Source organism: Bacteroidales bacterium (assembly GCA_026418905.1).
Taxonomy (GTDB): Bacteria; Bacteroidota; Bacteroidia; order Bacteroidales; family DTU049; genus JAOAAK01.
Window position 1 is genome coordinate 28,095 of sequence record JAOAAK010000047.1, and the last position, 14,296, is coordinate 42,390.

The 14,296-nt window shown below is 35.3% G+C and carries 10 protein-coding genes and 1 tRNA gene; 3 read left to right on the forward strand and 8 right to left on the reverse strand.

Annotated elements, in window-relative coordinates:
* Positions 1 to 15 precede the first annotated feature (15 nt).
* A complete protein-coding gene (locus N2Z72_08970; protein MCX7697805.1) occupies positions 16 to 2,589 on the reverse strand; it encodes a gliding motility-associated C-terminal domain-containing protein in 2,574 nt (857 codons plus the stop codon).
* A 43-nt stretch (positions 2,590 to 2,632) separates the two neighbouring features.
* On the reverse strand, positions 2,633 to 3,616 hold the full coding sequence (locus N2Z72_08975) for an adenosine kinase (GenBank protein ID MCX7697806.1): 984 nt from the start codon (positions 3,614 to 3,616) through the stop codon (positions 2,633 to 2,635).
* Between the two features lie 70 nt (positions 3,617 to 3,686).
* On the opposite strand from N2Z72_08975, the gene N2Z72_08980 reads away from it, so the two are divergent.
* Positions 3,687 to 3,760 (forward strand) — tRNA-Asn (locus N2Z72_08980).
* Positions 3,761 to 3,942: 182 nt separating this feature from the next.
* On the opposite strand, the gene mtgA is transcribed toward N2Z72_08980, so the two are convergent.
* Genes mtgA through N2Z72_09000 form a run of 4 tightly spaced genes read right to left on the reverse strand, consistent with a single transcriptional unit; the run spans position 3,943 to position 9,339 of the window.
* Positions 3,943 to 4,707: a monofunctional biosynthetic peptidoglycan transglycosylase gene (gene mtgA, locus N2Z72_08985; protein MCX7697807.1), complete on the reverse strand. Its 765-nt coding sequence runs from the start codon at positions 4,705 to 4,707 to the stop codon at positions 3,943 to 3,945.
* On the reverse strand, positions 4,700 to 5,521 hold the full coding sequence (gene deoC / locus N2Z72_08990; GenBank protein ID MCX7697808.1) for a deoxyribose-phosphate aldolase: 822 nt from the start codon (positions 5,519 to 5,521) through the stop codon (positions 4,700 to 4,702). The genes mtgA and deoC overlap by 8 nt, the downstream gene beginning before the upstream one ends.
* Entirely contained in the window at positions 5,518 to 6,153 is a 636-nt protein-coding gene (locus N2Z72_08995; protein ID MCX7697809.1) for a polysaccharide deacetylase family protein, read from the reverse strand. The genes deoC and N2Z72_08995 overlap by 4 nt, the downstream gene beginning before the upstream one ends.
* 3 nt (positions 6,154 to 6,156) lie before the next feature.
* Positions 6,157 to 9,339 (reverse strand): DUF2723 domain-containing protein, encoded by a 3,183-nt coding sequence (locus tag N2Z72_09000; GenBank protein MCX7697810.1) that lies wholly within the window; start codon positions 9,337 to 9,339, stop codon positions 6,157 to 6,159.
* A gap of 150 nt (positions 9,340 to 9,489) precedes the next feature.
* On the opposite strand from N2Z72_09000, the gene N2Z72_09005 reads away from it, so the two are divergent.
* Complete coding sequence (locus N2Z72_09005; protein MCX7697811.1) at positions 9,490 to 11,781, forward strand: hypothetical protein; 2,292 nt, start codon at positions 9,490 to 9,492, stop codon at positions 11,779 to 11,781.
* Here N2Z72_09005 and N2Z72_09010 read toward each other — a convergent pair.
* Complete coding sequence (locus N2Z72_09010) at positions 11,778 to 12,638, reverse strand: ChaN family lipoprotein (GenBank protein MCX7697812.1); 861 nt, start codon at positions 12,636 to 12,638, stop codon at positions 11,778 to 11,780. The two genes, N2Z72_09005 and N2Z72_09010, sit on opposite strands and share 4 nt — an antisense overlap.
* A 9-nt stretch (positions 12,639 to 12,647) precedes the next feature.
* Entirely contained in the window at positions 12,648 to 13,457 is an 810-nt protein-coding gene (locus tag N2Z72_09015) for an SDR family oxidoreductase (GenBank protein MCX7697813.1), read from the reverse strand.
* 91 nt (positions 13,458 to 13,548) lie between these two features.
* On the opposite strand from N2Z72_09015, the gene gpmA reads away from it, so the two are divergent.
* Positions 13,549 to 14,295, forward strand: a complete 747-nt coding sequence (gene gpmA / locus N2Z72_09020; protein MCX7697814.1) for a 2,3-diphosphoglycerate-dependent phosphoglycerate mutase — start codon at positions 13,549 to 13,551, stop codon at positions 14,293 to 14,295.
* Position 14,296: the final 1 nt, after the last annotated feature.

A 14,296-nucleotide genomic window follows, 5' to 3' on the forward strand; every position in this document is an offset into this window, starting at 1 on the left:
ATCAAAGTGTTAACATTAACGCAATATAGTGATTGTCCCTTGATAATCTTCAGTTTTACCATTATTGTAGTTTAGTCTCAGAATATAGTAATAAGTTCCGGAAGGTAAGTTCTCGCCATCGAATTCATTGTGATAATTACTACTTTCAAAAACTTTTTTACCCCATCGATTGTAAATCCAAAGATGACTATTGGGATAGTGTTCTATATTTACAATACGAAATACATCATTAAATCCGTCTTTATTTTCAGGAGTAATGATGTTAGGAATCATAATGCCACAATCAAGAACAGTAACTGTGGTAGAATCGGTTATAGTATCACAACCAATGATCTGCACAGTATAATGATAAACGCCAGGATCTGGTATTTGAATAATGATTTTAGGTGTTGTGTCACCACTAGACCAAATGTATCTATAGTAAGGAAGATTCTGAGTGACATCGTATTGTTTTTGCTGAAATGGACAGATTTCATCAGACACCAAACTTACCTGCGCAGATGGTATAATGGTAACACGAATAGTATCTTTATCTCCACACATGTAATTAGGACCATAGCCTACCCTCACCCAATATTCATGAGATCCATATGAGTTAATTTGAAGTATTTGCGACGTATCTCCTGTTGACCATTGATACCTAAAACCAGGGTTTCCAGCATCCAATAGAATAGGGCCACTTAAAGCACAAGTGTCGTTTCCAAGATTGACTGATGCATTGGGATAAAACTCGACAAAAATTTCATCACTGTCAAAGCAAGTCACCTGAGAAGTTTCATTGACAGCTGTCACTGAATAGAAACCCGTTTGATTAACTTGAATGGACTGATTCAATGAACCTGTGTTCCAGAAATAATATTGAGCATTAGGTGCACTGAGAGTTAAAGTTTGTCCATCGCACAAAATGGTATCGTTACCAAGGTTCACATCAGGCACATCAACAACCTGAAGAGTAATGGTGGTATCCCACGAACAACCGTATTCATCATAAACAACTACCGTATAATTGTAAGTTCCCGGCGATTGTGGAACTACACGAGCAGTAGTATCATCTATCTGGTAAATAAAAGGACCATAGTAGATTACCGAGTCAATCTCTACATAGTAAGACCACCCACCCGATGATGATGTATTGCTAAGCGTGAGTCCCCACCAGAAAACATACCCATTGTCTATTGCCCAATTATCACATATTTCAATGCTCCACGTTCCATTAAGTGGACACCCTACCAAGCCAGATAAAGGATTCTGTGGTGTAATGTAATTAGTATGATTGACCGTATCTGTTGGAGGTATAGGAGTTGGACCAGAACCGTCAAGTGTATTCAACAATCCCTGCTGAGGATAGATCTGACTCCAACAATAAAGCCATCCTGTTCCAGGAGGATTTAAAGAAGCATTGCATGGAAAAGTACTATTATCATTGTAATTTGCTTGTCCCAAATCATTTCCCCCAGAATTATCGTAACTATCTAGCAATACACTTTGCCCATTAGGACAAATGATTCTAAAAGAAAGATCTCCAGCAAAAGTATGTTCCATGTTAATACAAATAGCCAAAATGTCACTTGCATTTTGAATGGTTGAACCGGGAGGAAACGAAGTAAAAGTCACGGGGGTTTGATAGCATGTTTGAGGACAATTGGGACCATCAGGGATAAAAGTCGTACTATCGTAAGACTCAGAGATTACAATGTTAGAATTTGTTGGATTAATTACGATTTGATTCCCTGGACCCATACCACTATGAATATATATGGTATCACCTTCGCAAATGTGTGGAAGCGGTGTTAGATGTGCTATAGGATTATCAGCTATTCGAACACGAAGTTGCAAAAGTTGAGTATTGGTGCACCCTCTTACATCAGTAACAGTTAAATATACTGTATAGCCCCCCGTCACAGGATATGTATGCCATACCACTCTACCATTAGCTTGTGTTCCATCTCCAAAGTCCCAATGATAAGTAGATGTAGTGCTATCTTGATGATACAGAATGTCATTTTGTGGAAAAGCACCGGGACCGGCTCCCAAAGCTGCAAACTTTATAGGTGTTCCAGCACAAATATTAATGTAATTACTATCATCAGGTAAAGGAATCATTTCAAGTGTATCAACAGCAGCAATTACAGTCTGGCATTGTGGGATACAAGATACTGCAGCATTCCAACCTGATCGATTATTAACATTATTACTCTTGAAGCGAATTGTTAATTTACCTGATGTATTATAGATCGAAGCTTGAACAACGGTATTTGGGTTAGTTAAAGGATGAGAATTATTATACCACCCAATGAGTGGAGAACTAATACTTGGCCCATCATAAATAAAAAGTGTATCATCGTTGGCAATATCAAAAGCAGCAAATTCAAGACGTATATGAGTATTGACGGGATTTGAACTTGCAAATGTAATCCATCTATCTTGATTGTTCGTATAATTACTAGTTTCCGTACCATCATCATAAAACCAAAAAGAGCATCCTGTTTGCGTGGTATTATGCGTTGCTGCGTTTAAATATACTTTGGGTTGTGAGGAAATTATTAAATAACTAAAAAGGCCCCCTATTAAAAAACATATTCTTTTCATCTCTTTTTTTTACAAATTTCTGACTATTTTTCTTATGTAAAGTTTATTCAATAATTATTTTTTTAATTTTTCCCCTTATTTCACTCCATTTTTCAACCGGTAATTTAGCTCCAATAATTTGAATTATTTCTCGCGCTACGAAGTTAGCAATTTTTGCCGTTTTTTCCATAGATAGACCTTGACTTAAACCAAACATAAATCCAGCAGCAAATAAGTCTCCAGCTCCTGTAGTGTCAAGAGGTTCAACAGCTTCGGTTGGACTATAAACGATAGCATCCTTGTAAATTATGATAGCACCATCTTCTGCCAACTTAAGAGCAACTATTTTGCCCATAGATTTCCAGAAATCTATGGATTCTTCAGATTTTTGATGACAAAAAGCTATACATTCTTCTCGATTGACAAAAACCAGATCAACATATTTCCGAATCATTTCATACAAAAAATCTCTATGTCTTTCAACCACAGCAAAATTAGCAAGATCCAGGCCCACTTTTAAATTAATTTCCTTTGCAAGCTTGAGTATACTTTCAAAAAAATCATGATTTTCTACTAAAAATCCCTCTACGTACAACCAATCAAATCTTTCTTGCCGTATCGCTTGATGTATGGCATCGATAGTTAAGTGCAGAGATGCTCCCAAAAAGGTGGCAAATGTTCTTTCACCATCTGGGGTTACAAGTACTATAGAAACACCGGTTGGTTCCTTGCAAAGATCAATAAAAGTATGAACGCCTTGTTTTTTTAAATCCAATTGAAAAAAATCTCCAAAATTATCATTACCTACAACACCCACGAATGAAGAATTTATGTTCAGTTGCGCCATACCGACAGCTGTATTAGCTGCTGAACCACCGCTAACAATTTTTTGAGGAAAATCTTTCACAATTTCCAGAATGTTTCTTCGCATGCTCTTTTCAATCAATTGCATGCTGCCCTTTACTAAACCAAGTTGTCGCAATACCTCATGAGAAGGAAGCATGACAAGTAAATCTACCAGTGCATTACCAACCGAAATAACTTTCATCTTATTTTTTCGCAAAATTCAGTTTTTTTTTGTTTGGTAAAAAAATTTTTTTCTAACTTTGCAACGTTATTCCCCCATAGCTCTGTCGGTTAGAGCATCTGACTGTTAATCAGAGGGTCGTAGGTTCAAGTCCTACTGGGGGAGCAAATTCGATGAGCATTTCTTTTGTTTCTAAGAATTTTATCAGCGATTTGTATGATTTCCTATGAGTAATGAGGTTTAACGCTTATCTTGCTTAAATAATAAAAAAACGAAGGCAAAACGGATTTACAATTTGTGTTTCATTTTGGAAAAGAAATGAAATACGAATATAACAATTTTTACTCCTAAAACACTCGCTTATCACTCCATTTACTCATCTCTGAATATGGTTTCCGTTCCAACACATCGATACGATAAAAAGACATGTTTTTCAATATTCTTTGCTGACGACGATAAAGAATAGGGCTTCGCGTATATGGATTCCATTTGCGTGGGTTAGGGAGTGTAGCTATAAGCAAAGCAGCTTCAGAAGCATTTAGATAATAAGGATGTTTCTTAAAATAAGCATAAGATGCTGCTTTTACTCCATAAATTCCGGGACCCATTTCAACTACGTTAAGGTATACTTCCATGATACGACGCTTGCCCCAAATGAGTTCTATAAGAATAGTAAAATATGCCTCAAGTCCTTTTCGAACCCATGTTCGATCGGGCCATAAAAAGACATTTTTTGCTGTCTGTTGAGATATGGTACTACCACCTATTTTTTTTTTGTGAGTTTTGTTGTATTCATAAGCATAGCGGATAGCATCCCAATCAAACCCCCAATGATTGAGAAAAAAACCATCCTCAGATGCTATAGCAGCTTTCCACAAGTAAGGACTGATGGAATCAATTGACACCCACTTATATTGGAATTTGATCTTTTCATTTGTGGCTACCCATTGCTCATAACTTCTAATAACCATTAAAGGGGTAAAAGCGATTGGCATCCATCTGTACAGAAAAATCAGCATTATCGAAAATAAAACAAAAACTACAACTAGGTTTCGTATGATATAAAAAGTTTTAATAAAAAAAGATTTGGGTACAAAAAATTTTTTATTCATGAATTTTTTGCAAAAGCTGATCGAGCAACCTACTTGCTCCTATTCGGAAAAGCGAAGGTGTGAGCCAGTCTTTACCTAAAATTTTTTTAACCAGTGCATAATATTGATAAGCTGTCGCTGCTTCAGTTATGCCACCTGCAGCTTTGAAACCTACTTTTTTACCAGTTTTTTGATAAAAATCCTTGATGGCTTCAAGCATAACCCACGAGGCTTCAAGTGTTGCAGCAGGTTGAATTTTGCCAGTTGAAGTCTTAATGAAATCGGCACCGGCCTTCATCGAAATCATCGAAGCCTCGTAAATGAGCTCTGAATCCTTCAATTCACCTGTCTCAAGAATAACCTTAAGATGAGCGTCACCACAGACTTTTTTATGTTCGTAAACTTCTTTGAAAATGAAATCTCTATCCCCAACTAGCATTTTTCCGCGAGATATAACCATGTCAATTTCTGTCGCCCCTTCATTTAAAGCATATTTTACCTCCTCTAACCTAAGATAGAGAGGACTTTGACCGGATGGAAATGCACCTGCAACGGCAGCTACCTGAATCCCTGTCCCCTTTAGAGCTTCAGCAACCTGGCGTACAAAAACAGGATATACACAAACTGCTGCCACAGCTCTTTTATTATCTCCAAGGTTTATCGTACGAAGTGCTTTTTGGACTAAATTTTTTATCTTTTCTTCATGATCAGTAGCTTCGAGAGAGGTTAGGTCGATAAAACCAATGAGCTCTCCATAAATCTGTTCCTGTTCAATCATCTCTGAATACAATTCATTTTTTATGCTATCCCATTTCTCGATTGAAAAACTTTTCATATGTGAACTTTTTTTATGACAAAATCTGTTATGGTTCTGCACGTATATCCTTCGTTTTTCAAAAAATCTAAATAAGCAGGTAGGCATTTTAGTAAAGTCGCTCTAGATTTGACGTTATCATGAAAAACTACTACAGATCCAAATCTAGTATATCTTATTAGACGTTTCAAGCATGAAACATGTGTTTCAGTAGACGCATAATCCATGCTTAATGTATCCCACATCACAACTAGATATCGTTGTTTTATTTGCAGATACTGAGAATAAGTAAGTTTCCCATAAGGAGGACGAAAGAAAGGTGTTTGAAAAAAACTTTCACAAGCTATCACATTTTCAACATATGTATTTGTCGATGTTTTCCATCCATTAAGATGGTGAAAAGTGTGGTTTCCCGTTTCATGATTAAAAGAAGTTATTGTTTCATAAAGATGTGGATATTTTCGAACATTGTCGCCAACACAAAAAAAGGTTGCTTTAACGTTTTTCACTTCTAAAATTTCTAGTATTGCCTCGGTTGTATGAGGTGTAGGACCATCATCAAATGTCAAATATACAATTCTATCATTTCGGTCACCACGCCAGATGACTTTATCATGAAAAATATTCATAATCAAATAAGGCCTAACGAGCATAGTTTAAAATGAAGACATAAACATTTGTAAGTATGAATCAAATTTTTCTTTGTTTCCTGAAAGCATATTTTTCACTCTGTCTTTAACAGTGGAATCAATATTTTCTGTATTGTTGATTTTTTCAAGGTTATTGATGATTTGCTGCATTACAAATAAATTCTGTTGCTTGTCAATAGAAACATAAGCTTGCAAATCATTGCGTAATGTAAATAGATAATCTAGTTTTTCCACTGTCAATTTCATGAGATCTTCGAGTACTTGTAAACCTTTATCATAAGCTTTTGCTTCAAGATAGGCTTCAGCAATAGGCAAAACGAAAAAATTGTAATAAGCTTTATCTTTAGGAAAGAGCTCACAAGCCTTATCAAGAACTTTAAGTGCACTATCTATTTTATTTTCTCGGATGAGAGCCTTAGCAAGACGAGCAAAATTTTGTCTAAAATTCATCACAAAACGCAGGTTATTTTCATCTAAATACACATCATCACCATTGACGTTACCCCAAACAAATTTATTCATCATGTTGTCATACATAGCTTGTGTATTGACCCAACCATAAGAACCATCTTCACTCAGTTCAGGAGTATAAATAGGAACTAATCTGTAAACCATTCCTTCCAATGCAAAATAATTCTGCAATCCATAATACACATCAGAACCTGTTGTTACGGCAAAGCATATGGGACGTTTCCAGTCAAAATGAGCTAAAATGTCAAGTAGGAATAAGGCATTCTTTTGTAATGCACGACGATTAATTTCAAATTTTACACTATCTACAATTTTATCAGCCATATGTGGAGGAACAACACCATTTTCCAAAACAGTTTTCTTATCCACAGGTATGTAAAATTTTCTAGTTGGAAAGTAATCAAGCGTCATTCCTTGGAAATGCATTTTGAGCTTTTCTGGTGATTTATGTAAAATATTGAACAATTCCTTTAAATTAACATAACCTTTCACATTAAGACCAAGTTCTTTTCCATCAAACAAGTAAACAATATCTCTAGTACCCTGCCGGTATTGTTCATGTGACATTGACATGGGCACAGGATCAGAGTCATATGCTTTCTTTTTGACCTGATCAGCGTACCAATCGGTGTTGAAAAGAGACATGTTAACTACTCTCACATCTGTTCGAAAGCCTTCTACTTCCTGAACATACCATAAGGGAAAAGTATCGTTATCGCCATTGGTAAACAGAATAGCATTAGGAGGACAAGAAGCTAAATAATTCTTAGCAAAATCTCTAGCTGTATATCGATTGCTCCTATCGTGATCATCCCAATTTTCATGAGCCATGATGTAAGGTACAGCAAAAAAAGTCATTAAGGTAACCCCTATGGGAGTTACTGAGTTATTAAGAAGTTTAATTTTTCTGAGCCAATTGGTCAGAGCAACAATGCCGAGACCAATCCAAACTGCAAAAGCGTAAAAACTTCCCACATATGCATAATCTCGTTCACGTGGCTGATATGGATACTGATTCAAATATACCACAATAGCAATCCCAGTCATGATGAAGAAAAGAAAAACAATGAAAAAATCCTTAGGATGCTTATTTAAATGATAAAACAAGCCAATTAAACCAAGAATCAATGGTAAAAGATAATATTTATTATTTCCTTTGTTGTTTTTTAAATCAGAAGGCAATTTGTCTTGATCACCATAAAGTGCTTGATCAATAAAAGAAATCCCAGTTATCCAGTTTCCCTCATGAGGAGCACCATGTCCTTGAATATCATTCTGCCTACCAGAAAAATTCCACAAAAAATAACGAAAATACATGTGACCTAACTGGTATTTAAAGAAAAAGAGTAAATTCTTTATAAAGGAGGGAGGATTTTTAGGACGATTTCTGTCGTATACCACCTTCCCGTCTCTTCCAATCACTGGATTGCCTTGTTGATCGACGGCGGGGTAATAAAGGTCGCTTTCTTTCATGCCTGTCCAAGATATGTAGGCATCAATGTGCGAATCTTCCTGATTGCTCCACATTCTGGGGAAAATAGTACAAAATTTACGTTGATAGCGAGGAATAGCTTTTTTCCTTTCGTCAATAATAACATATTTGCCCAACTTATCGTCTCTTTCATATTTGGGAGTACCATCTTTCCATTTTGAGCCATCTTCAAAAGGAGCATTAAAATATTGGCCGTAGAATAAGGGAACTGTTCCATATTGCTCACGATTTAGATAACTGAGTAAAGCTGGTGCATCTTTAGGTGCATTTTCATTGATAGGCGTACCAGCATTGCTTCGGATAACCAAGGTCAAGAAAGTAGAATATCCAATAAGGATAAAAGTAAATGCCAAGGCAATAGTATTCCAAACTATTTTTCCCTTTCGATGGGTATAAATGATGGCCCATGTTAGCAAACCAGCCCAAAAAAGAAAGTAAAAAATGGTACCACTATTAAAGGGCAAACCTAGCTGATTAACAAAGAAAATCTCAATCTTACCAGCCCAATTAATAAGACCAGGAATTAAAAGATAAAACATAAAACCTAGTAAAATAACTGATAAAATTAAAGCAACGACGACCCCTTTCAAATTTACTTTAAACTTACGATAATAATAAATCATTACAAGTGCAGGTAAAGTCAGCAAATTGAGCAAGTGAACACCGATGGAGAGACCTACCATGAAAGCAATGAAAATCAACCAACGATATGAAGAGGGTTGGTCTGCTTCCTCATCCCATTTAATCATAGCCCAGAAAACCAGTGCCGTAAAAAAAGATGATGTTGCATACACTTCACCCTCGACAGCATTGAACCAAAACGAATCTGAGAACATATATGCAAGGGAACCTATCAAACCTGCACCTAACACAGTTAGAACTTCAATGTCAGAAAGTTCTTCCTTTACAAAAAGCCTTCGTGCATAATACGTAATAATCCAGAAAAGAAACATAACAGTGAAAGCACTCACCAAAGCCGACATTAAATTTACCATAAAAGCAACGTTCTCGGGCGATGAAGCAAATAATGTAAAAATTCGAGCAAGCAATTGAAAGGTGGGGGCTCCGGGAGGGTGACCTACTTGTAGTTTATATGACGTTGCAATGTATTCTCCACAATCCCAGAAACTGGCTGTAGGCTCTGCTGTAGAAATATAAACAAAAGCACCCACAGCAAAAATTAACCAGCCTAAAATAATGTTAAGTTTACGGTAATAGCTAAACATACGACAAAGATTTGAGCAAAATTACACATTTTTCATAAGCTTTATGAAATATTATTAAAATGGCAAACATCTTTCCTTTTGAAAAGTTATATCTTATCTCACAAAATTGAAGAATTTATAGATATTTGTTCTTTGTAAAATTTTCGTTTGATGAAAAACTATTTTTGTCGTATCATTATGATTTTATTATTTATTCAAGCTATTCTTTCATGCAAAAAGAAAGAAATCTCGAAAATCATTATCGAAGATTTTATTGCCTCTGACTTTCTCATAACACCTCAGAACGAAATAAACTTTATAGGTCTTAACTCAGATGGGGAATTATCGATGGTATACCTAAATCCTGATGGAAGCATTAATAAAATCGTAAACTTTTATGAAAAATCTAACTTACCATTGCGTATCTTTCCTACAAAATCTAATCCCAACGATTTCTACCTTAATACTAGGAATGCACTTTATTGTATTAACCCTGAAATGATTGAATATCATATTGTTTTTTTCCATCATGATGTGGATATATATTTGACTTCTCTTTGCAAGAATGATGGAAGTATTTTCTCTTTTTCAAACCTAAGGGATTCCATATTAAAAAATTCACGTTATGCTCAAATTGTCCGAATCATTCCTAAAAATAGTTTTGATTTTATTTCAAATTTTATTTCAATTTTCCCCAAAATGTACGATGTTCATCCCATTTCCATCATCGGTCAGAATGAAAACGCTATATTGCTCGTTCAACTCAAGAACCAAGGAGAATATCTCTCCTATTATGCTCTGATTTGGTTGTCTTCAAAGAATTTAAACTCATTGAAAACTATCTTCTTTTATGGTGAAAACGAGGATAAAATTCCCGTTAAACTTATCAAAATCGACGATTCAAAATTTGCGGTTATCGAAAACTATAGTTCAAAATTAACGAAAGATCATGATATTTATGTACATATTTTCGAGGGAGAAAAGGAAACGATAAACTTTTCTATCTCTGGCCAGGAAGATGAAATGGCTACCGATGCGATTCTCACTGATGATCATTTATACATAATTGGCTACATCAACAAACCAAATGGTGAAACCGACTATTTCATAAATAAGGTTAATCCAAGTGGTGACGTGGTTTGGCGAAAAACTTTTGAAGGTCTTTACTTTGAAACAGCAAATAAAATCTTTGATCCTGGAGATGGATTCTTATACATTCTTGGTGAAGCCAAAACAAAATGGCATGAACCACCTAGAAAATGGTTATGTAAAATGGATAAAAATGGTCAAACAGAATGGAACATTCAACTACCTATTCAAATTTTCTCCATTTCAGATTTAAAAGTGCAAAACAATGAAATTAAACTTTTAGCTATCCAGAAAGGCGAACAAACCAATCGACCCAACTTAATCTTATATGTGTTAAATAACAATGGAAAAATTAAATACCAAAACGACTTTTTGAATCAAAATCATTATAAGAAGATCTACCCTTGCTTTGGCAAATTTGTAATGATCAATGACACACCTTCCATTTGTATTGGTGGCTTTTATGAAAAAAACAAACGAAATCTTTTCCACCTTCTGGCCCTTACAGAAAATGACTTTTCGCAGATCTATTTTTACTACTATTTATCAAATTATCCCATGTCGTTTTACCCATTCTGGGCTGAACCAATCAACAATGTACTTTACGTCAGTGGAAGAAGCTACCATGAAAGATTACAGATGATGCTTCCTTCTATTTTGAATATTAATTTGAAAAACGGAAATTGGTATTCTTTCACTGTTCCCATGTCAGATCAAATGACTATTTGGGTAAATGTCACCATCATAAATGACGACAGGGTTATCACTTTAAATAAAAATAAAATCAGAAACCTAGATTTTTACAACATTACGGAAATCAGTCTTTCCCAGATGACAATTTTAAAAACAATTCCACTCCATCTAGATACCAACCTTGTTCCACAATCACTTACATATATCAACAATCAGTATATTTTGGCTGGTTATGAAAGAGGAGAGAAAAAACTTTTTTTAAGCCGCATATCTGATGAGGGAACAATTCTCGAAACACAAATCACTCAATATTCAATGTTAGAAGGTTTTAATCCGATACTTTTAACAGATGGAAAATACATTTATGTTGGGATCAATTCCATCCCCGACGATGAAAATCCTTATTATCATCCAATCTTACTTAAGTTTTCATCACGTTTATTCAAAAAAGATGTGATTAATCTAAACAATAGCGAACATGAATTATTAACCGCTATGAAACTCACAAACTCAGATCAACTCATTTTTACCTCTTCCCCGGTAGACAAATATCATATCGATTATCTAGATAATGAAGATAATATTTGGATACCCCTTAATATGATGATTCCAGATCGCGAAAAAATAAGTAAAACTTATGTTTATCGAGTATATACGTCTACATTTGATTCTGTTGACTAATATGTTTTAGTCATCGAGGTAGGAACTATCAGATAAAAATTTGCTCGTGGCAACTCTTTGAAAGATATGTTTTCAATTTCTTCCATTTCTACTGTTGTCAAAGTAACAATCTTTAAGTTAGGTTGTTTTCTTTTCAAATACCAAACGATACCTTCGAAGTTATCAGAGTGATAAGCCCCATTAATATGAAAAAAAGTTATTCCTGGATTCCAATTTTTCAGGATGAAATGTGCCATGGTTGCGTCTTTGACTGCCTGAGCCTGAGCGAAAGTAATGCCAGTCTTATGACTACCCATATTTAACATATTCTTATAGCATCCTAATGTCGAATCGAATTCAATGGGAAGAGGTGCAATGTGTAGCTTAGCATCAGCGGATAAAATATCAAGTGCAGCAAGACCTTTCGAATGTACTAAGGCAGCATATCTTCGTGGAACATTGGTCGCTACAAACAAAATTCCTTTTTCTTTTGCAAATTCAAGAATAGGCTTGTAATCTGTTTGATAATTATTCCAAAGTTTTGCTTCTTCTTCAAAATTCTTTTGCTTAATTAATCCACTTAAATATTCATCTATTAACAACTGATCATCTCTTTCAAACATTTCTGCTCCCACAACCAATTGCTTTCCTTTTTTCTGATACAATGCCTTTACCAGTTCAAATTCCAACCAATGAGCAATGGGATTGTTGTGCAATTCACCAAATAAAACTATATCTTGCCTAGATAAATCATCGATCCATTGATTCCATTGAACGTCCCGTCCATTTTGATCAACAAGTCGATAAGCTTTTTTGTATTGGCCATTTAAAATTGTTGCTAACAAAAAAAATGAAAAAAATAACCACAAGCTTTTCATATTGAATGCTTATTTTAAAGGTGAATTTTGTTCTTTTTTCATATGATGATACACAAGACGATCGACCAAGGATGGAAAGAATTTTCCAAGAAAAACTGTAAGTTTTCCCTGCGTTGTCATAATGACCTCTCGTCTTCTTTTATTAATACCTTTTGCTATTTTTCGTGCTACTTCCTCAGGTGTCATTAGCTTTTCTTCTTTAAGTGGCGTATCTCCTTGCACAGTACCATCTGCAGTAAGGGCCGAAAATCTGATATTGGATGCAGTAAATCCTGGACACGCTATCATTACATGCAGTCCTTCTTTCATGGTCTCAATTCTCAAAGTGTTTAAAAAGCCATGCATAGCAAACTTTGATGCAGAATAGCCCGTTCGCGCAGGAAGGCCCTGATAACCAGCAATAGAGGAAACTCCCACTACAGATCCACGCGACTTAAGCAAATATGGTAAAGCAAACTTAGTACAATAAACCGTCCCCCAAAAATTTACATCCATCAATTTTTTCAAAACAGCAAGATCAACATCTTCAAACAGTGCTCGCATAGATATACCAGCGTTGTTAATGAGAACATCAATCTTATTAAAACGTTCAACTGTCATATGAATAAGACGCTGGCAATCTTCTTCTCGTGTAACATCACCTTTAACAATCATCCATCTTTCATTGGGATGATTATTAACTACTTCCAGCATTTTTTCTTCACTTCTTGCAAATAAAACCACTCGTGCTTCAAGTTCATTCAAAAAGAGTTCAGCCAAAGCTTTTCCTATACCCGACGATGCACCAGTAATGACAACTACTTTATTTGTAAACTTCATTTTTTTGCAAACATAGCTCAAATTTATCTAACTTGTCTAATAAAAAAGCCGTCAAAAAGAAAAAGTTCTAAATTTGAAAAAATTCTCACATATGAAAAAACTAGTTTTATTAAGACACGGAGAGAGCATCTACAACAAGGAAAACAGATTTACTGGATGGATTGACGTAGATTTAAGTGAAAAAGGAGTTGAGGAAGCTAAGGAAGCTGGTCAAGCTCTTAAAAATGAAAAAATCGAATTTGACCTAGCTTACACTTCCGTACTTAAAAGGGCTATTAAAACCTGCTGGTTAACTCTTGAAGCTATGGATAGAATGTGGGTGCCAATCATACCCCATTGGAGATTGAACGAGAAACATTATGGTAAACTACAAGGCCTAAATAAAGCAGAAATGGCAGCTAAATACGGAGAAGAACAGGTTTTGTTGTGGCGTCGAGCCTATGACGTTCGCCCCCCTTTGCTTGATGAAGAAGAGGTTAAACCCATGCTTCTCGAAAAAAGATATCAAAACATTGATGATATGATTTATTTACGCGGCGAATCGCTTCAAGATACCATACGTCGTGTAATTCCGCTCTGGGAAAACCAAATAGCACCCAACTTACTTGAAGGAAAAAACATTCTTATTGTAGCTCATGGTAACAGCCTTCGAGGTATCGTCAAATACTTGGAAAACATGAGCGAACAAGATATTCTGCACTATAACATTCCAACTGGTATACCTCTGCTTTACGAACTTGACGAAAACTTAAAACCCATCACCTCTCGTTATCTTGCAGATGAAGAAAAAGTCCGTGAAGCTATTGCTAAAGTTGCTAATCAAGGTAAAGCAAAATAAA